Origin of the sequence: Devosia ginsengisoli, assembly GCF_024707105.1 — a bacterium.
GTDB lineage: Bacteria > Pseudomonadota > Alphaproteobacteria > Rhizobiales > Devosiaceae > Devosia > Devosia ginsengisoli_A.
This window is the reverse complement of record NZ_JANQAJ010000006.1, coordinates 611,846-628,704: the sequence shown is the minus strand read 5'-3', so window position 1 is coordinate 628,704 and position 16,859 is coordinate 611,846. Positions and strand designations below refer to the sequence as shown.

Annotated in this window: 22 protein-coding genes; 14 read left to right on the top strand and 8 right to left on the bottom strand. The window is 63.8% G+C overall.

Features of this window, described 5'->3' with window-relative positions; all coding sequences use genetic code 11:
• Positions 1-257: 257 nt before the first annotated feature.
• Entirely contained in the window at positions 258-1,064 is an 807-nt protein-coding gene (locus NVV79_RS06845; protein WP_303987476.1) for an MBL fold metallo-hydrolase, read from the bottom strand.
• 44 nt (positions 1,065-1,108) lie between these two features.
• Positions 1,109-2,323, bottom strand: a complete 1,215-nt coding sequence (locus tag NVV79_RS06840; RefSeq protein WP_303987474.1) for a penicillin-binding protein activator — start codon at positions 2,321-2,323, stop codon at positions 1,109-1,111.
• A 75-nt stretch (positions 2,324-2,398) separates the two neighbouring features.
• On the opposite strand from NVV79_RS06840, the gene rsmI reads away from it, so the two are divergent.
• The 8 genes from rsmI to NVV79_RS06800 all read left to right on the top strand — a co-directional run bounded on the left by rsmI (position 2,399) and on the right by NVV79_RS06800 (position 6,531).
• Entirely contained in the window at positions 2,399-3,286 is an 888-nt protein-coding gene (rsmI, locus tag NVV79_RS06835; RefSeq protein ID WP_303987472.1) for a 16S rRNA (cytidine(1402)-2'-O)-methyltransferase, read from the top strand.
• Complete coding sequence (locus NVV79_RS06830) at positions 3,255-3,644, top strand: YraN family protein (RefSeq protein WP_303987471.1); 390 nt, start codon at positions 3,255-3,257, stop codon at positions 3,642-3,644. The genes rsmI and NVV79_RS06830 overlap by 32 nt, the downstream gene beginning before the upstream one ends.
• Before the next feature lie 7 nt (positions 3,645-3,651).
• Positions 3,652-4,602: a glutathione synthase gene (gshB, locus tag NVV79_RS06825; protein ID WP_303987469.1), complete on the top strand. Its 951-nt coding sequence runs from the start codon at positions 3,652-3,654 to the stop codon at positions 4,600-4,602.
• The gene (locus NVV79_RS06820; protein WP_303987467.1) at positions 4,602-4,982 is read left to right on the top strand and encodes a hypothetical protein; all 381 of its coding nucleotides are present in this window, start codon (positions 4,602-4,604) and stop codon (positions 4,980-4,982) included. The genes gshB and NVV79_RS06820 overlap by 1 nt, the downstream gene beginning before the upstream one ends.
• Before the next feature lie 31 nt (positions 4,983-5,013).
• Positions 5,014-5,259 (top strand): type II toxin-antitoxin system RelE/ParE family toxin, encoded by a 246-nt coding sequence (locus NVV79_RS06815; protein ID WP_303987465.1) that lies wholly within the window; start codon positions 5,014-5,016, stop codon positions 5,257-5,259.
• 9 nt (positions 5,260-5,268) lie between these two features.
• Complete coding sequence (locus NVV79_RS06810) at positions 5,269-5,649, top strand: helix-turn-helix domain-containing protein (RefSeq protein ID WP_303987463.1); 381 nt, start codon at positions 5,269-5,271, stop codon at positions 5,647-5,649.
• Between the two features lie 3 nt (positions 5,650-5,652).
• Complete coding sequence (locus NVV79_RS06805) at positions 5,653-6,291, top strand: MarC family protein (RefSeq protein WP_303987461.1); 639 nt, start codon at positions 5,653-5,655, stop codon at positions 6,289-6,291.
• A gap of 87 nt (positions 6,292-6,378) precedes the next feature.
• Complete coding sequence (locus NVV79_RS06800) at positions 6,379-6,531, top strand: hypothetical protein (RefSeq protein WP_303987459.1); 153 nt, start codon at positions 6,379-6,381, stop codon at positions 6,529-6,531.
• Positions 6,532-6,639: 108 nt separating this feature from the next.
• On the opposite strand, the gene NVV79_RS06795 is transcribed toward NVV79_RS06800, so the two are convergent.
• A complete protein-coding gene (locus NVV79_RS06795; protein WP_303987457.1) occupies positions 6,640-6,762 on the bottom strand; it encodes a hypothetical protein in 123 nt (40 codons plus the stop codon).
• Between the two features lie 354 nt (positions 6,763-7,116).
• On the opposite strand from NVV79_RS06795, the gene NVV79_RS06790 reads away from it, so the two are divergent.
• The gene (locus tag NVV79_RS06790; RefSeq protein ID WP_303987455.1) at positions 7,117-7,323 is read left to right on the top strand and encodes a hypothetical protein; all 207 of its coding nucleotides are present in this window, start codon (positions 7,117-7,119) and stop codon (positions 7,321-7,323) included.
• Positions 7,324-7,394: 71 nt separating this feature from the next.
• The gene (locus NVV79_RS06785) at positions 7,395-7,826 is read left to right on the top strand and encodes a hypothetical protein (RefSeq protein WP_303987452.1); all 432 of its coding nucleotides are present in this window, start codon (positions 7,395-7,397) and stop codon (positions 7,824-7,826) included.
• Positions 7,827-7,885: 59 nt separating this feature from the next.
• On the opposite strand, the gene NVV79_RS06780 is transcribed toward NVV79_RS06785, so the two are convergent.
• Entirely contained in the window at positions 7,886-8,725 is an 840-nt protein-coding gene (locus tag NVV79_RS06780) for a GH25 family lysozyme (protein ID WP_303987450.1), read from the bottom strand.
• 182 nt (positions 8,726-8,907) lie between these two features.
• Between NVV79_RS06780 and NVV79_RS06775 the strand changes: the two genes are divergently transcribed.
• Both NVV79_RS06775 and NVV79_RS06770 read left to right on the top strand, forming a co-directional pair.
• Positions 8,908-10,431 (top strand): YifB family Mg chelatase-like AAA ATPase, encoded by a 1,524-nt coding sequence (locus NVV79_RS06775; protein ID WP_303987448.1) that lies wholly within the window; start codon positions 8,908-8,910, stop codon positions 10,429-10,431.
• Between the two features lie 11 nt (positions 10,432-10,442).
• The gene (locus tag NVV79_RS06770) at positions 10,443-10,787 is read left to right on the top strand and encodes a VOC family protein (RefSeq protein ID WP_303987446.1); all 345 of its coding nucleotides are present in this window, start codon (positions 10,443-10,445) and stop codon (positions 10,785-10,787) included.
• A 50-nt stretch (positions 10,788-10,837) separates the two neighbouring features.
• On the opposite strand, the gene cfa is transcribed toward NVV79_RS06770, so the two are convergent.
• On the bottom strand, positions 10,838-11,956 hold the full coding sequence (gene cfa / locus NVV79_RS06765; RefSeq protein WP_303987444.1) for a cyclopropane fatty acyl phospholipid synthase: 1,119 nt from the start codon (positions 11,954-11,956) through the stop codon (positions 10,838-10,840).
• A gap of 134 nt (positions 11,957-12,090) precedes the next feature.
• Between cfa and NVV79_RS06760 the strand changes: the two genes are divergently transcribed.
• Positions 12,091-12,723, top strand: a complete 633-nt coding sequence (locus tag NVV79_RS06760; RefSeq protein WP_303987442.1) for a DUF1294 domain-containing protein — start codon at positions 12,091-12,093, stop codon at positions 12,721-12,723.
• A 161-nt stretch (positions 12,724-12,884) separates the two neighbouring features.
• On the opposite strand, the gene aceA is transcribed toward NVV79_RS06760, so the two are convergent.
• Both aceA and NVV79_RS06750 read right to left on the bottom strand, forming a co-directional pair.
• The gene (gene aceA, locus NVV79_RS06755) at positions 12,885-14,168 is read right to left on the bottom strand and encodes an isocitrate lyase (RefSeq protein WP_303987440.1); all 1,284 of its coding nucleotides are present in this window, start codon (positions 14,166-14,168) and stop codon (positions 12,885-12,887) included.
• Positions 14,169-14,247: 79 nt separating this feature from the next.
• Positions 14,248-14,475: a hypothetical protein gene (locus NVV79_RS06750; protein WP_303987438.1), complete on the bottom strand. Its 228-nt coding sequence runs from the start codon at positions 14,473-14,475 to the stop codon at positions 14,248-14,250.
• Between the two features lie 153 nt (positions 14,476-14,628).
• Here NVV79_RS06750 and NVV79_RS06745 point away from each other — a divergent pair, with 153 nt between their 5' ends.
• Positions 14,629-16,038 carry a short-chain fatty acyl-CoA regulator family protein gene (locus tag NVV79_RS06745; protein WP_303987437.1) on the top strand — a complete coding sequence of 470 codons (1,410 nt, stop codon included), beginning with the start codon at positions 14,629-14,631 and terminating at the stop codon, positions 16,036-16,038.
• Positions 16,039-16,132: 94 nt separating this feature from the next.
• On the opposite strand, the gene NVV79_RS06740 is transcribed toward NVV79_RS06745, so the two are convergent.
• Positions 16,133-16,843: a YafY family protein gene (locus NVV79_RS06740; protein WP_303987434.1), complete on the bottom strand. Its 711-nt coding sequence runs from the start codon at positions 16,841-16,843 to the stop codon at positions 16,133-16,135.
• Between the last annotated feature and the right edge of the window lie 16 nt (positions 16,844-16,859).

Genomic DNA, 16,859 nt, shown 5'->3' with positions numbered 1-16,859 from the left:
ACCCTCCCCCTTGAGGGGAGGGTAGCGCCGCCTGGCCGCAGGGCCTTGGCAAAGCTGGGGAGGGGGGTGTCGAGGCTTCATCTGGCACCGAAGTCGTGGCGGGCCCGACACCCCCACCCTTAATCCCTCCCCACAAGGGGGAGGGAGACGATGAACACCGGCCTCAACGCTGGCGCCTCCCTCCCCTTGATGGGGAGGGATTGAGGGTGGGGTGACGGGGAGCCAGAGAAGCTTGGGAACACTCTGGAAAGAGCCCCCTACTCCAACGCCCGAATATATCGCGCTGCCGACCGCGCCACGACATCCTTGCCGTTTGCCTGCACCACCCGGTCCCACCAGCCGCCATAGATGCGGTCGAAGCGCAAAGCCGCCGCCCGGTCGGCAATGCGCCGCACCTCGCGCGCCGGCAGCGGGATCATGTTGGGATAGGAGCGCATGAAGCTGACCCAGTTCGGGTCGGGCGCCACCTGGATCGTATCGCCGACCAGGATCGCCCCCTTGCCGCCGGCACCCGCCGTCCATTCCAGCACGCTGCTGCCGGTAAAATGCCCACCCAGCCGATGCACGGTGACGCCGGGCAGCACCTCCAGCACATCCCCGCTCCACGGCTCGATCCGCGAACTCGGCCGCATCACATTGTCCAGGTCCGCCTCGGGCAGCTTGATCGGCACGCCGCCGAGGGCCTCGCTCCATTCCACCATGCCGGTATAGAAATGCGGATGCGAGAAGGTGATGGCCGTGAGTCCGCCCAGCGCCCTGATCCGGTCGACGGTCTTGCCATCGACCATGGGCACGCAGTCCCACAACACATTGCCGTCAGGCGTCTGCACCAGCAAAGCCCGCTGGCCAATGCCGATCGTCGGCGTCAGGCCAATACCCGCAAGCCCCGGCTCGATCTCGCGCCAGTCATTGGCATGGCTGGCGGTGATGGAATCGCGGTCGATCCATTCCTGTCCACCGGCGCCGACATATTGCCGCTCGTCGTCACAGATGGCGCAATGGTCCGGCGGATTGGCGCTCGGCGCATGCTGCGCCCCACAGGTCTTGCAGATCCAGATCGTCATGGGCAGGCTCCTTTGCGCCCACCTTACGTCCGCGCGGCGAGGACCTAAAGCCCCGCCCCCTCCACTATCTGCGCGCCGCCCGGTGCGATTCTCTTGATCGCCAGCGCATATTCCGCCCTTCCATTGCCGAGGAAGCGGAATACCCCGTCGCGGCCATTAAAGCCCTGCGCTGATGTCATCAGCACCGGATTATAGGGCGGCGTCGCCATGGAGAGCGTGTTCACATTGGCCAGGATCACAGCCGTATAGGCAATGGTCGCCAAAGCATGCGGCTGACCGCCGAACTGCCGCTGGTAATCGGCCCGGATCGCCGTCATGCCGGCCGGATCGACCGCGGGATAGATGGCGCCGCTGAGCTGGGTCGCGCCGGCAATGGCCGGGTCGCCCTCCCAGTCGGCCGAGCCGACGATCTGCACCATTTCATTGGTGATGCCCGCCTGCGCCAGCAGCGCGCCGAAGCTCGGCGCCGTCGTGCGGTCGGGCAGGTAAAGCGTATCGATCATGCCCTTCTGGATTTGCGGCAGCGCCTGGTCGATGATCTGCCGGGCCTCGCTGACATTGGAGAATGTATAGACCGCCGATGGCGCAAAGCCCGCGATCACGGCCTGCTGGCGGAACGCGGTCTGCTGCGCCTGCCCGAAATCGGTGGAAGGGAACACCCCGGCAATGCCGCGCCTGCCCTGTTGCTTGACCCAGTTGAGCGAGCGCTTCATCTCCATGTCGGGCAGAACGCTCAGCAGGTACACGCCCGGGCTCGCCGCCGTCGGATTGTTGGAAAAGCCTATGACCGGCACGCCGCTTGAGCGCGCCACCGCGCCCACCGCTGTTACCGCGTCGGCCTTGAGCGGCCCCAGGATCAGCTTGGCCCCGCCGGCCAAAGCCGCATTGGCCGCCGCCGTCGCCCCGGCCACAGTGCTGCCGGTATCGCGCAGGCTGATGGTGATATTCTCGGCGATATTGGGATTGGCCTCGATAAAGTTCATGGCCAGCCGGCTGGCATTGGCCAGTGACTGCCCCACCTGCGCCAGTCCCGGATCACCGGTCAACGGCAGCAGCAGCGCCACCTGCACCGGCCCGCGGCCAATGCTCTGGGATGGGCCTGATGGCATCATGCCGGTCTGGCCGGGAATGGGTTGGGCGGGCGCATCCCCACCGAAGTCGAGCACGCGCGAGCCGATCTGGATGGGCGAACAGGCGGCGAGCGCAAAGACGCCCACCGCGCCCAACCCCCGTGCTATGACTTTCCCGAGCTTCCGCATGTCGGGCCTCTCAACGCTAGCAGTCTGTTAACAATTGGCAGCAAAGTGCTAACCAATTCTCAACCCCGTGAAAGCATGACCGTCCCCACGCAAGGCTATTTCATCGCTGGCTCCGCCTTCACCGCGCCCCCGCTTTCGCCCGGCCTTTACGTCGTCGCCACCCCGATCGGCAACCTGCGCGATATCACCATCCGCGCCCTCGAAACCCTGGCCGCCGCCTCGGTAATCCTTTGTGAAGACACAAGAATGTCGGCCCGCCTGCTCGATCACTATGGCATCAAGGCCCGCCGCGTGGCGCTGCACGAACACAATGAGCGCGCCAAGGCCGACGACATCGTCGCCCGCGTCGCCGCCGGCCAGGCCATCGCGCTCATCTCCGATGCCGGCACCCCGCTGCTATCAGACCCCGGCTTCCCGCTGATTCGCGCCATGGCCGAGGCAAACCAGCCGGTCTTCCCCATTCCCGGCGCTTCCGCCTTGCTTTCCGCTCTGGTTGTCGCGGGCCTGCCCACCGACGCCTTCGCCTTTCACGGCTTCCTGCCGCCCAAATCCGGCGCCCGCGGCAATGCCTTGAAGGCACTGAGCGATTCACGTGAAACCATGGTCTTCTACGAAAGCCCGCGTCGGCTGGACGATACGCTGGCCGCCATGGCCGAGCTCTGGGGTGAGCGGCAGGCCGCAGTGGCTTTGGAACTCACCAAACGCTTCGAGCGGGTCCATCGCGGCACGCTGCCCGAACTCGCCGCCGAATTCGCGGGGGCCGAAACCAAGGGCGAAGCGGTCATCGTCGTGGCCGGCGCCGACGCCCCCACCGCGCCCGATGCCGCCGATTGGCAGGCGGCGCTGACTGCCGCGATGGAAGACCAACCCCTGCGGGCTGCAGTCGACGAAGTGACCACAAAATTCGGGCTCAAGCGCAAGGAGGTCTATGATGCCGCCCTCGCCCTCAAAGCCGAAAAGTAAAGCCCGCGTAGAGGCTTATCTCGGCGGCCATCGCGGCGAGGCGCTGGCCGCCTGGTTCTTACGCCTCAAGCTCTACCGCATCGTCCAGCGCCGCTGCAAAACCCCAGTCGGCGAGATCGATCTCATCGCCGAGCGCTTCGGCACCACGGTTTTCATCGAGGTCAAGGCGCGCAGCGTGGCCGCCCGCGAAATGGAGGCGCTGGAGGCGGTCAACCGCTCCCGCATCACCCGCGCCGCGCAATATTGGCTGGCGCGCCATCCCGCCAAGGCGGGCACGAACCTCCGCTTCGACGTAATTTTCCTTGCACCCGGCCGATGGCCGCGCCATGTCATCAACGCCTTCGACGCTTCCTCCTGAGACCTAAATGGCCAAAAAACTCAAAGTCGCGGTCCAGATGGACCATGTCGCCACGATCAATCCGCGCGGCGATTCCACCTTCGCCATGATGCTGGAAGCCCAGGCGCGCGGCCACCAATTGCTGCATTATACGCCCGATACGCTGGCCCTGCGCGGCAATGTCGTCTCGGCGCTAGCCGCGCCCATCGAGGTGTTCGACAAGCCCAAGGGCGAGCATTTCACGCTGGGCGAAGAACGCCGGGTCGATCTGTCGACGCAAGACGTGATCCATATGCGCCAGGATCCGCCCTTCGACATGAACTATATCACGCTCACCCATCTGCTCGAGCGCCTGCATCCGAAAACCCTGGTGGTCAATCCGCCCGCCGCCGTGCGCAACGCGCCGGAAAAAATCCTCGTCACCGAATTCCCCGAACTGATGCCCCCGACCCTGGTGACGCGCGACCGGGCGATGATCCATGATTTCCGCAAGGAACACGGCAACATCATCGTCAAGCCGCTCTACGGCAATGGCGGGGCCGGCGTGTTCTTCATCCAGGAGGGCGACCACAATCTGGTGAGCCTGCTCGAACTGTTCGAGAACAACTACCGCGAACCCTTCATGATCCAGAAATATCTCCCGGATGTGCGGAAGGGCGACAAACGCATCATCATTATCGACGGCGAGCCGGTGGCCGGCCTCAACCGCATCCCCGCCGAAGGCGAGGCGCGGAGCAACATGCATGTCGGCGGCCGCCCGGAACTGTCGCCGCTGACCGAGCGCGAGAAGGAAATCTGCGCCACGATCGCGCCCGCGCTGAAAGAGCGCGACATGATCTTCGTCGGCATCGACGTCATCGGCGATTATCTCACCGAGATCAACGTGACCTCGCCCACCGGCATCCGCGAGATCAAGCGCTTCGGCGGGCCTGACATTGCCGTGATGATCTGGGACGCCATCGAAAAGCGCCGCGCCTGATGTATCTGCTGGTCACGGCGATCCTCGGCGCGGTTGGCTGGTTCCTGTTCCGCCGCTGGCGCCGGAACCTGCCGGTCGATCCACGCCTGACGGCCGCCTATTGGCAGAAATCCGGCATCGTGCTGGCCGTCTACCTGCTCTCCATCCTGGCCGGCGCCGGCGTGACCCGCATCATGGTCGGCTTCAATCGCTCGGGCTGGGCCGACCTGCTCATGGTCGCGTTCTTTGCCGTCTGGGTACTCTATGGCGCGATCTGGCTGCTGCGCTTTCTGCCCACCGATCGACCCCACCCCACCTGGCTCACCCGCTCGCGCGGCTGGATCGACGTGCTGGCCTTGCTGCTGCTGGCCGGCCTGGCAGCGGGCGCAAGGATGCTCTAAACATAGCGATCAGCTGAGCCGGAGGGGGTCGTTGAAGACAATCGTTATGACCGCTGGCGCTGCTAAAATGTTTGATGCACTTCCAACGGCGGCGCAGCAACAGATAGCATCTGGACTGGACCTTTACGCAACCCGTGGCGTCGGTGATATAAAGGCCTTGCAAGGGCAATCGGGATACCGACTGCGGATTGGCCGATATCGTGTGCTGTTTGCTGAGGATCGGCAAACCATTCTCGTGATCCAGGTCGGTAAGCGCGAGACGACGACCTATCGTTAGGGAGAAAACATGGGTATCCAAACCATCACCACGCCGGCCGGGGAAGAAATGGTTGTCATGCCGCGCGCCGAATACGAGGCCCTCGTTGCTGCAAGCGAGGAGGCATTTGAAGACGGAGCCGACGTCGCTGCCTATACTGCGGCATTGGCAGCGGCCTCGCCTGAGGAGATATTGCCCGCCGATATCACCGCGGCGATCCTGCAGGGCAAGGGCCGGGTCAGAGCCTTCCGGGAATGGCGCGGTTTGAACCAACATGAGCTGGCCGAGGCAAGCACACTACCGCTGGACCATCTGATGCAGGTCGAAAGCGGGCAAGTCCTGTTGTCGCGCGATACTGCAGCCCGTATTGCATTGGCGCTCAACCTGCCGACCGGCTGGCTTGCGGTCTAGCCCATGCCCACCACCACATTTCTCGTCGCTTTCGCGACCCTGTTCGCCACGGTGGGTGTGGCTGATATCGCTTTCATTTTCGCGGCGCTCACCAAGCACAACACGGCCAGGCAGCGCTTCGTCTTCGCCACGCGCGGCGTCATCATCGCGGGGGTGATCCTGCTGCTGTTCGGCGTGCTGGGCAATCCGATCCTCGAAGTCTTCGGCATCACTATCCCGGCTTTGCGCACCGCGGGCGGATTGCTGCTGTTTCTGATCGCCATCGACATGGTCTTCGCCCGCCATTCGGGCGGCACCGGCACGACCGACGAGGAAGAGGTCGAGGCCCGCCAGCGCGACGATATCGCCGTTTTCCCGCTGGCCATGCCGCTGCTGGCCGGGCCCGGCGCCATCAGCGCCGTCATCCTTTTGACCACGGGCACTCAGACCGACCTCGAATTCTGGGCCGTTCTGGTGGCCGTCGTGGTGATCCTGTTCCTGGCCTGGCTGACCTTGCTGGTCGCTATTCCCATTCAGCGCCTGCTCGGCGTCACGGGCCTTGCCGTGGTGTCGCGCATGGTTGGCATTCTGCTGGCGGCCCTGGCCGTGCAGTTCGTTTTCGATGGCGTCAGGACCAGCGGCCTGCTGAGTGGCGCCGCCTGAAAAACTGCGTCGCAATTTCGTAAAATTGCCATGTTAATCAAGTCTTAACGCTGTCGTTGACTATGAGGGCCCGGCGAGCGCATCTGAATGCCTCAGACCCCTCTGTCCGAGGACCCTGATTCCATGCGCGTCGCCACTGCAATCGCCCTGATGATCCTGGCCATGCTGGCCGCCAGCTCGGCCCAGACCACTGTCGCCCGCTCCGAAGTCCTGTTGCCGATCGAGGCTACTTCCCTTTAGCGCATTGGGCAAAGCAAAGGCGGCCCGCACCAGCCGGCCGCCCATTCAGGCGTACTCCATCGCGTTTTCCGGACCCACTTTTGCGGAAAACGCTCTGGTGACCGGAGCCTATTTCTTGGCAGCGTTGCCGGCGCTGCCAGCGCCCAGGCCGGTTACCGGCTTGGCGGCGGCCAGCTTGTCCTTCTTGGGCTTCTTGGCTTCCTTGTTGCTACGCATCTGACCTTTGGCCATTCCATCCTCCTGGGGGCATTCACCCGGTTCGTAACGCGCAAAGGCTAGCTCTGCCCCCTGATACTGGCAAGCCGAACCCGCTGGTATCGGCACCCGATTTGACTTTCCGGCGGGTTCTGCTTTGATAGTGAGCATGTGCGCATCTTTTTCCGATCAACGCCCGCATCACCGGTTTCGCCTCCTTCGAGGCGTTTGACCTGGTTCGGCGACCTGCTTCTGCAAGGGCCGGGCCAGGCTAATCTCCCCATTCCCCGCTGATCTCTAACCCGCGCAAGCGGGTGACCTGTCATCGCCTATGCGTCTGTTTCCCATGGAAGCCGGCCGCGGCGATGCGCGTGCTCGGACAAAATCACCATGACGTTCAAATATTCCCTGACCCTTCCCATCAGCGGCAGCCACAAGCTGCAGCGCTTCACCGACTGGGCCACTGCGACCCTGCCGGGCCTTGAATATCGCCTGCCTCCGCAGACCCCGATCAAGACCGAAACCATGACTATCCGCCTGCGTGCGCTCGAAGACCGCGCCCGCATCCTGACCGCCCTGGGCTCGTCCAAGCCCTGACCGGACCATGGCGCCGTGCCGTCGGTTCGGCGCCCTTCTTCCCCATTCCGGTGACAAGGAGCTTCAACACAATGTCGGACTTGCCCCAGTTCGTCATGACCGATCGGGACTATGCCATTCTGCGCGGCATCGCCATGGCGCGTCCCTCTGGAGAGCGCGGCTATTTCGACCTGCTGCGGCACAAGCTGGTGCAGGCCGATATCGTCGATTCCGAGCGGATCGATCCGGGCGTGGTCACCATGAACAGCCAGGTGCGCTATCGCGTCGGCGATGGCCGCTGGCTCGAGCATCGCCTGGTGCTGGGGGCGGCCCGCGAAGTCATCGGGCAGACCGTCTCGCTTCGCTCGCTCTACGGCCTGGCCCTGCTGGGCATGCGCGACGAGCAGGAATTCACCTATGATGCGGAACAGGGGCCCATCATCGTCAGCGCGGTTCTCTACCAGCCGGAGGCCGATGCCGAGATCGTCGATTATGGCCGCGCCCGGATGTGGCGCGGGCAGTAGAGATTTTCAGCAAAAGTGGCTGCCGGCTTTGCGGTTCGGAAACGTGACAACAAGCTTCGCTATTTGGCCGACTGGCACCGCCCGGTCGGCCCCAGCGAGGCAATGGCGCGCGGATCGCAGCCAGTCAGCAGGAAGGTGATCCAGTCATTCTGGTTGCCGTAGAAGGCATTGCGGTCGACCTCCCCACGCACGCCGCGGACCACGCCGGTCTGCGTCCACTGCCAGAAGGTCCAGGTGCGGTTGCCATAGCGCTCATGCGGCTCGGCCGCGGTCGAGCGCAGCCAGAAGGCATTGGGGAAATACTCGCCTTGCAGAATGTCGCGGTGGAAGGTCATGTCGGTATAGATGATGGGAAGCTTGCCGGTATGGCGCTCCATCGCATCGAGCATGTAGCGGATCTTTTCCAGCGCATCGGCCCGGCTCGGCTTGTTCTTGCAGCTCGAATGGTTGTTCCATTCGAGATCGAGTACCGGCGGCAGCGCGTCGAAATCGTTGGGCACATTCTGCACGAACCAGGCCGCCTGCTCCGAGGCCAGCGAACACCAGGTCATGAAGTGATAGGCACCGCGCGGCATGCCGGCATCGCGCGCCCGCACCCAGTTGGTGCGGAAATTGGGGTCGAGATAGTCCTTGCCCTCGGTGGCCTTCATGAAGACGAAGTGGATGCCGCTCTGGAAGGCGGAGCGGAAATCCACGTTTTCCTGGTAGCGCGCCACGTCGATCCCCTGGATCGGCATATTGCGCGCCCGGTCCACCCCCGAATGGGGCCGGTTGTCGCCCTGGATGGGGCCATAAAGCCCGCCACCCGACGAACAGGCTACCAGCAAAGCCGCCAGCATGGCCGAAGCAGCGCCCTTTGCGATCGCGGAAAACGAGGGAAAAGGCCGGCTGGCAAGCATCGGGACAGAACTCTACGCATGACGAAACTGAGCCTTTGATTCAACATGGACCGGTTAACGCCAGATTAGGTTTACCAGTGTGGCAAGCGGCGTGGTTAACAGGCCATAATTCGTTCGCTTTACGTTCTTGTTATCCGACACGTGCCTTGCTAAGCTGTCCCCAGGGCTTGGGGCATTGGGCGATGGTCACCCGTGTAGCGACAGTGGCGTTTCAGGGCATCGAGGCTGTGCCGGTCGATGTGCAGGTGCAGATCACACCGGGCTTTCCGAAATTCATCCTGGTTGGCCTGCCCGACAAGGCCGTCAATGAATCGGGCGAGCGCGTGCGTGCCGCTTTGGTCGCCTCGGGCCTGGGCCTGCCGCCCAAGCGCATCACCGTCAATCTGGCGCCGGCCGACCTGCCCAAGGAGGGCAGCCATTACGACCTGCCCATCGCGCTGGGCGTCATGGCCGCCATCGGCGCCATTCCGCAGGACGCGCTCGATGGTTATCTGGCTCTGGGCGAATTGGGGCTCGACGGGCGCCTGGCCCATGTCGGCGGCATATTGCCGGCCGCCATCGCCGCACAGGCGCGCAATCTGGGCCTGATCTGCGCCGAACCTTCGGGTGCCGAAGCGGCCTGGGCCGGCGACGGGCTCGATATCGTGGCGGCCGAAAGCCTGCTCGCCATCGCCAATCACCTGACCGGCCACCAGCTTGCGGCCCGGCCCGTGCCCAGCAAATACCTGCCGCAGGGCGGCTTGCCCGACCTGGCCGATATCCGTGGCCAGCAGGTGGCCCGCCGCGCGCTGGAAGTGGCGGCGGCCGGGGGCCACAACATGCTCATGGTCGGCCCGCCCGGTGCTGGCAAGTCCATGTTGGCGGCGCGCCTCCCCTCCATCCTGCCGCCGCTCGAGCCGCGCGAACTGCTCGATATCTCGATGATCCAATCCATTGCCGGTGAGCTGGCCGGCGGGGCAATTTCCGATCGCCGTCCCTTCCGCGCGCCACACCATTCCGCTTCCATGGCAGCCCTGGTGGGCGGTGGCCTGCGGGTGCGGCCGGGCGAGGTAAGCCTGGCGCATAATGGCGTGCTATTCCTCGACGAATTGCCCGAATTCGCCCCCAGCGTGCTCGACAGCCTGCGCCAGCCGCTGGAATCAGGCGAAACCGTCATCGCCCGCGCCAATGCGCGGGTCAGCTACCCCAGCCGCGTCCAGCTTATCGCGGCGATGAATCCCTGCAAATGCGGGCTGGCCGGTACGCCCGGCCATATCTGCCGCCGTGGCAAGGCCTGCGCCGACGACTATCAGTCCCGCGTATCCGGGCCTTTCCTCGACCGCATCGATATCCGCATCGACGTGCCGGCTGTGACCGCCGCCGACATGATCGCGCCATCGGCGGCGGCCGAAAGTTCGGCAGCCGTTGCCGAACGCGTGGCCCGCGCCCGCCAGAGGCAGCGGCAGCGCTTTGCTGAACATGGCGCGCCGGACGTGTTCACCAATGCGGCGGCAAGTTCGACGCTGATCGAGGCGGTGGTCAATCCCGACAAGGAAAGCCAGGCCCTGCTGCTGCAGGCGGCCGAGCGCTTCAACCTCTCGGCCCGCGCCTATCATCGCGTACTCAAGGTCGCCCGCACCCTGGCCGACCTCGCCGGAGTCGAACGCGTCGGCCGCCCGCATATCGCCGAAGCGTTGAGCTATCGGCTCAATTTCGGGGCGGCCTGAAGGAGCGGCTCATGGCAGTCGATTTATATGCCGGCATCTATGTTCGCGACATCCGGGCGGCCACGTCGTGGTATGCGCGTCTATTGGGCTCCGAGCCCAGCTTCGTGACCTCCGCGACCGAGGCGGAACTGGCCGAGCATCGCTGCATTGCCATCGAGGAGAAGCCCGGTCACGCCGGGCATTCGATCGTCACCATTTTCGTCGATGATTTCGATATCCGCGTAGAGCAGATTGCCGAGCGCGGTATCGAGCCGACGGAGCGGCTGACCTATCGCAATGGCGTCCGCAAAGCGCTCTACCGCGATCCTGACGGCAACGAGATCGGCTTGGGCGGCGCGCCTGTGGGGACCGGCTAGGCGGCACCCTGTGCATAAGCCTGTGGATAAGTGTTTCACGTGAATCCGGGTCAGCGGATGCTTTGATAGCCGCCTGGCACGCCGCCCGGTGACAGCACCACCTGCCACAAGCTGATATTGCGAGCGCGGAACAGGGCAGCGAAGACGGATAGGTAATAGCGCCACATGCGCCGGAAGCGCGCGTCATATTTCTCGCTTTCGAGCCTGGGCCAGGCGGCGTCGAAGCGATCGCGCCAGGCCATCAACGTGCGGTCATAATCGGCGCCGAAATTGTGCCAGTCCTCCATGACGAACAGGCCCTCTATGGCTTTGCCGATCTGCGCGATGGAGGGCAGCATGCCATTGGGAAAGATGTATTTTTCGCTCCATGGGTCGCCATGCGTGGTCGATGTGTGCCCCCCAATGCTGTGCAGCAGGAAGAGCCCGTCCGGCTTGAGCAGGCTGGCGGCCTTCTCGAAATAGGCGCGATAATTCTTGTAGCCGACATGCTCGAACATGCCGATCGAGATGATGCGGTCGAACTGCCCGTCCAGTGCCTGATAGTCGAGCAGCCTGGTTTCGACCGGCAAGTCTTTGGCTCTTTCATTGGCCAAGGCCGCCTGCTCCTTGCTGACGGTGACGCCCAGCCCCGATACGCCATAGCGTTCGGCGGCAAATTGCAGGAAACCGCCCCAGCCCGAGCCGATATCGAGAATGCGCATGCCGGGCGCCAGCCCGATCTTGCGGCAGATGAGGTCGAGCTTGGCCTCCTGGGCCGCGTCGAGATCGGTGGCATCTTTCCAATAGCCGCAGGAATAGATCATCCGCCGGTCGAGCATGGCGGCATAGAGATCATTGCCGATGTCATAATGCTTCTCGCCCACCTCGGTCACCCGCAGGCGCTGCAGGTTGAGCAGCCGCCCCTTGGCCACGCTCCACATCACGGCAAGGTCCTTGGGGAAAGCGTCCTGCACATTGGCGCTGATCAGGCGGAACAGGAACTGGTCGAGCGCCTCGGCATCCCACCAGCCATCCATATAGCTTTCGCCCAGCCCCAGCGTGCCATCGCGCAGCAGGCGGGCCCACAGGCGATCGTCATGGATCTGCGGATCCCAAGGATCGGTGCCATTGAGGGTGACCCCGATATTGTTCAACTGACTGGTGACGAAACGCTTGGCGGACGCGGACATGGCAGCAGCATAATTGATCGGCAATGTGACAGGTTACCTCCATCGTCGTTTGACGATCAACCGCTTATTTGCACGATCAGGACCCGTTAACGAAGCGGGAATATTGGTCATGCTGATAGGCCGGCAGGATAGTGATGCGCAGATCGGGCGAACTGGTTCAGTGGAACAACAAGGGCGGCTACGGCTTCGTCCGCGATGATGCGGGGCGGGACTATTACGTGCACATTTCCAAGGTCGCCGCCGGTAGCCGGCCGCGCATCGGCGATCGGCTGAGCTTCGAGATCGCCACTGGCCGCAAGGGTCGCCCCTCCGCCATCGATGTCAGCATCACCACCGCCAGCCCGGCGCCCCAGGCTACCCTGCGCGAGGTCAAGCAGGCGCCAGGCAATGTTTCCCGCTTCAAGCTGGGCCTGCGCACTGCCGCGGCGACCTTGATGACCCTGTTGATTCTCGGGGCCATCGGCGCGGGACGGGCGCCGGAATGGATCGGCCTGCTCTATGCCGCCATGGGCGCCGGATCGGCCCTGCTCTATCGCTTCGACAAGCTCTATGCGCTGACGGGAAAATATCGCGTCAGTGAGAACAACCTGCATGTCGTGGACATGGCCTTCGGCATTATCGGCGGCCTGGCCGCCCAGGAAGTCTATCGCCACAAGACGGTCAAGCCACGCTTCGTCGCCACCACCTGGGTCATTGCACTGGTCCATACGCTGGGCCTGGCCGCTTTGACCTTTGGCTGGCTCGGTCTGCTGCTGCCTGCGGGCTAGATGTCCGTCTTTCACCGTAATCGCCACCCCGCGGTGTCACCCCGGCCTTGCGCTGGGGCCTGTCCTGAGATCGTGGTTGAGGCACGATCTCAGGCTGGGTCCCCGCTTTCGCGGGGATGACATCGAGGGAGGACGATCCCCCCAGGGAACGCTCGATTTCCTTAGTGGAACTGCGCTGTCTCCGTGCTTTCGCCCATGGCGGTCGTGGCGCTCTTGCCTTCGCTCACGGCCAGTGACACGGCGTCGAAATAGCTGGTCCCCACTTCGCGCTGGTGGCGCACCGCCGAAAAGCCATGCGGCTCGGCGGCGAATTCGGCCTGTTGCAGCCTGCTATAGCCGGCCATGCCGTCTGTCTTGTAGGCGCGGGCCAGTTCGAACGTGGTGAGGCTGAGATTGTGAAAGCCCGCCAGCGTGATGAACTGATACTTGTAGCCCATGGCGGCGATTTCGCGCTGGAAGCTGGCCATGGCGGCCTCATCCATATGCTTGGCCCAGTTGAAGCTCGGAGAGCAATTATAGGCCAGCATCTGCTCGGGATGGACCTTGCGCACCGCTTCGGCGAATTTTTTCGCCTCGGCCAGATCGGGCTTCGATGTCTCGCACCAGATCAGGTCGGCATAGGGCGCATAGGCAATGCCGCGGGCAATGGCCGCTTCGATCCCACCCTTGAGCCGATAGAAACCCTCGGCAGTGCGCTCGCCGGTGACGAAGGGCGCATCGTATTCGTCGATATCCGACGTGATGAGCCGCGCCGCCTCGGCATCGGTGCGCGCCATGATCAGCGTCGGCACGCCCATGACATCGGCGGCCAGCCGCGCCGCGTTGAGCGTGCGGATGAACTGGCTGGTCGGTACCAGCACCTTGCCACCCAGATGGCCGCATTTCTTCTCCGAGGCGAGCTGGTCCTCGAAATGCACCGCGGCGGCACCCGCTTCGATCATCGCCTTCATCAATTCGAACACGTTGAGCGCCCCGCCAAAGCCGGCTTCGGCATCGGCGATGATGGGAACGAAGAAATCGAGATCCGTGGTAGCGATGCCGTCGGCCTGCTCCATGGTCTGGATCTGGTCGGCGCGCTGCAGGGCCTTGTTGATGCGCTTGACCACCGACGGCACGCTGTCGACCGGATAAAGGCTCTGGTCGGGATACATATTGCCCGACGAATTGGCGTCGGCCGCCACCTGCCAGCCACTGAGATAGATGGCCTTGAGCCCGGCCTTGACCTGCTGCACCGCCTGGTTGCCGGTAAACGTGCCGAGGGTCGGTACGAAATCCTCGCGCTGCAGCAATTCCCACAGGCGCTTGGCGCCATTTTCCGCCAGCGTATGGCGGATAGCCAGCGAACCACTGAGCCGCGCCACATCGGCCTGGCTATAGGTGCGGGCAATATTGCGCCAGCGATCGGGGGCATAGTCGGGCGTCGGGAAAATCGGCTTGTCGAGCATTGCTGTCTCCTCCTTGGGACATGGCTTCGCCACTCCCGCCGCAGCGGGTGGCGCTGATTCACGTGAAACTTGGAGTTGGTTAGCCGGCGACCTTCCGGCTGAAGGTCGCGGCGATCATGCCGCTGCCGGCGAACAGCTCCGTGCTGCCCTCGCCGCCCACCAGCGAAAACTGGTGCCGGCCGATCTTGCCGGCAATGGCATAGCCCTGTTCGTCAAGGTGCCGTGCCTTGAACTGCGCCATGGCTTCGCCCGCCGTAGGGGCGATGATGGTCAGGTATTCCTCGCGTTCGCTGCTGGACGGGCTCATTCGAAAGTCTCCTCACTTCGTTGATGTAAAGATTTGACAATCGCGTCAAAGATGCAAGAAATAAGCGCATAGCGGTCAGTAAAGCTGTAAAGGCGTGGTCAAGTTTCAGCGGTGGATTTGTAAAGTCTGTCAAGAAATGCCGGAGGAGAACGCATGAACGATGTCAAGGACATGCAGATCGGCGGCCGCATCAAGCGGCTGAGGCGGCAGAAGAAGATCGCCCAGGCCGACCTGGCCCAGGCGCTTGGCATTTCCGCCAGCTACCTCAATCTCATCGAGCATAACCGCCGCAAGGTCACGGTGCCGCTGCTGTTCTCCATTGCCGGCCATTTCGGCGTCGAGCCGGGCGAACTGGTCGATGGCGACGAAGGGCGGCTGGTCGGCGACCTGATGGAAGCCTTCGGCGACGATCTCTTCGCCGATAGCGACGTCACTAATCTGGAAATCCGCGACCTGGCCCATGCCAATCCGGCCGCCGCCCGCGCCATTCTCAAGCTCTATGACCGTTACCGGCTGGTGGCCAAATCCGGTCCGGCGCCCGTTGTCGCAGGTGAAGCCGAACCCTTCCATCTCGCCACCGACGCCATTTCCGATTTCCTGCAGGAAAACGCCAATCATTTCCCTGATCTGGAGGCGGCGGCCGAGCGCATCCGCGCCGATATCGACCATGCCGGCGACAATTTCGACTTCGGGTTGCGGACCTACCTGTTCAACGTCTTCGGCATGGAGGTGCGGCTGGCTTCTCTGCCCCATGGCATCGCCCGCCAGCTCGACCAGCGGCGCAGCCACCTGCTGGTGTCAGACATCCTGCCGGCTGAATCGGCTCTGTTCCTGGTGGCCCACCAGCTCGGCCAATTGGCCGCCGGCAGCGAGATCGCCGCCATCATCGCCGAGTCCACCCTGCCGGAAGGCGATGCGCCGGCTCTGGCCCGCAATGTCCTCTCGGCCTATTTTGCAGCCGCGCTCATCATGCCCTATGAGCCTTTCCTGCGCGCCTGTCGCGATTATCGCTACGATATCGAGCGCATCGCCCGCCGATTCGGTGCCAGCTTCGAGCAGGTCTGCCACCGCATGACGACACTACAGCGCAAGGGCGCGTCGGGCATTCCGCTGCACCTGGTCCGCACCGATATCGCCGGCAATATTTCCAAGCGCTTCTCGCTGTCCGGCATCCACATTCCGCGCCATTCGGGCGCCTGTCCGCGCTGGAATGTCTATTCGGCCTTCCTGAGCCCCGAGCGGATCAATATCCAGCTCAGCCAGATGCCGGACGGGCAGCGCTATTTCTGCATTGCCCGCACCATCGCCAAGGGCGATCACCGCTACAATGCGCCGCGCCGCTACATGTCCATCGGGCTGGGCTGCTCGATCCATCACGCGCGGGAAATGATCTATTCCGACGGCATGGACCTGACGGGCGACAGCCAGCTCGTGCCGGTCGGGGTCGGCTGCCGCATCTGCCCGCGGCTCGAATGCGGCCAGCGCGCCCATCCCCCGGCCGATCATCGCTTCCGGCTGGATGACGATATCAGGCCGGAAAGCCTCTATGCGCGGATGTCTTAGTCATTGAGACCTTATGGTGAGCCTGTCGAACCACGAGGGCACAACCTCGTCATTCGACAGGCTCAGGATGAGGTCTACTGAAGGATCGCGACATCTAAGAGCCGCCCTGCCAGCGCGGATCGTGTTGCCAGCTATCGCGCCATTCCCGCTCCAGCACGGCGCGGCGCTTGCCATAGCGTTGGTCGGTCACGGTCAGCTCGACAATTCGGTCGGTGCGGAAATTGCGGAAGGCGGTGCGCAGGCAGCACCAGGCGGCGATCACCTGCTTGCCTTCGTAATAGGCCAGTTGCACCGGCCAGATGGCGCGCTCGCTCGGATTGCCACCTTCGTCCTCATAGGAAATCTGCAGCGCCTTTTCCGTGCGCATGGCCTGGCGCACCTGGCCCAGGATCGGCATGGGCTGCCGTGAATTGGCGCTCCACACCGCCACCGGCCAGAGGCCCGTATCGTTGATGCGGTCGCGCAGGTCCTCGGGCGAGGCGGTGGCGATCTTGCCCAGCGCATTTTTCGCCGCCGCGCCCAGCCCGTCATCGGGCTGCGCCCCGACCCAGCGCGCGCCCAGCACCAGCGCTTCCAGCTCCTCGGGCGTGAACATCAGCGGCGGCAGGAAGAAGCCGGGTTTCAGCATATAGCCCACCCCCGCTTCGCCATCGATAGGCGCGCCCAGCCCGATAAGCGTCTGCACGTCGCGATAGAGCGTACGCACGGAAACGCCCTGTTCCTCGGCCAAAGCAGCTGCCGTGACGGGCCGGCGATGGCGCCGCAGCGCATCCATGACGGCAAACAGGCGCTCGGTTTTGTCCATGTTTCGTTCTCCCCTG

Excerpts from the sequence above, each read along its gene's own strand:
- NVV79_RS06845 (WP_303987476.1), bottom strand. The coding sequence starts at position 1,064 with ATGACGATCTGGATCTGCAAGACCTGTGGGGCGCAGCATGCGCCGAGC.
- NVV79_RS06840 (WP_303987474.1), bottom strand. The coding sequence starts at position 2,323 with ATGCGGAAGCTCGGGAAAGTCATAGCACGGGGGTTGGGCGCGGTGGGC.
- rsmI (WP_303987472.1), top strand. The coding sequence starts at position 2,399 with ATGACCGTCCCCACGCAAGGCTATTTCATCGCTGGCTCCGCCTTCACC.
- NVV79_RS06830 (WP_303987471.1), top strand. The coding sequence starts at position 3,255 with ATGCCGCCCTCGCCCTCAAAGCCGAAAAGTAAAGCCCGCGTAGAGGCT.
- gshB (WP_303987469.1), top strand. The coding sequence starts at position 3,652 with ATGGCCAAAAAACTCAAAGTCGCGGTCCAGATGGACCATGTCGCCACG.
- NVV79_RS06820 (WP_303987467.1), top strand. The coding sequence starts at position 4,602 with ATGTATCTGCTGGTCACGGCGATCCTCGGCGCGGTTGGCTGGTTCCTG.
- NVV79_RS06810 (WP_303987463.1), top strand. The coding sequence starts at position 5,269 with ATGGGTATCCAAACCATCACCACGCCGGCCGGGGAAGAAATGGTTGTC.
- NVV79_RS06805 (WP_303987461.1), top strand. The coding sequence starts at position 5,653 with ATGCCCACCACCACATTTCTCGTCGCTTTCGCGACCCTGTTCGCCACG.
- NVV79_RS06800 (WP_303987459.1), top strand. The coding sequence starts at position 6,379 with ATGCCTCAGACCCCTCTGTCCGAGGACCCTGATTCCATGCGCGTCGCC.
- NVV79_RS06795 (WP_303987457.1), bottom strand. The coding sequence starts at position 6,762 with ATGGCCAAAGGTCAGATGCGTAGCAACAAGGAAGCCAAGAAGCCCAAG.
- NVV79_RS06790 (WP_303987455.1), top strand. The coding sequence starts at position 7,117 with ATGACGTTCAAATATTCCCTGACCCTTCCCATCAGCGGCAGCCACAAG.
- NVV79_RS06785 (WP_303987452.1), top strand. The coding sequence starts at position 7,395 with ATGTCGGACTTGCCCCAGTTCGTCATGACCGATCGGGACTATGCCATT.
- NVV79_RS06780 (WP_303987450.1), bottom strand. The coding sequence starts at position 8,725 with ATGCTTGCCAGCCGGCCTTTTCCCTCGTTTTCCGCGATCGCAAAGGGC.
- NVV79_RS06775 (WP_303987448.1), top strand. The coding sequence starts at position 8,908 with ATGGTCACCCGTGTAGCGACAGTGGCGTTTCAGGGCATCGAGGCTGTG.
- NVV79_RS06770 (WP_303987446.1), top strand. The coding sequence starts at position 10,443 with ATGGCAGTCGATTTATATGCCGGCATCTATGTTCGCGACATCCGGGCG.
- cfa (WP_303987444.1), bottom strand. The coding sequence starts at position 11,956 with ATGTCCGCGTCCGCCAAGCGTTTCGTCACCAGTCAGTTGAACAATATC.
- NVV79_RS06760 (WP_303987442.1), top strand. The coding sequence starts at position 12,091 with ATGCGCAGATCGGGCGAACTGGTTCAGTGGAACAACAAGGGCGGCTAC.
- aceA (WP_303987440.1), bottom strand. The coding sequence starts at position 14,168 with ATGCTCGACAAGCCGATTTTCCCGACGCCCGACTATGCCCCCGATCGC.
- NVV79_RS06750 (WP_303987438.1), bottom strand. The coding sequence starts at position 14,475 with ATGAGCCCGTCCAGCAGCGAACGCGAGGAATACCTGACCATCATCGCC.
- NVV79_RS06745 (WP_303987437.1), top strand. The coding sequence starts at position 14,629 with ATGAACGATGTCAAGGACATGCAGATCGGCGGCCGCATCAAGCGGCTG.
- NVV79_RS06740 (WP_303987434.1), bottom strand. The coding sequence starts at position 16,843 with ATGGACAAAACCGAGCGCCTGTTTGCCGTCATGGATGCGCTGCGGCGC.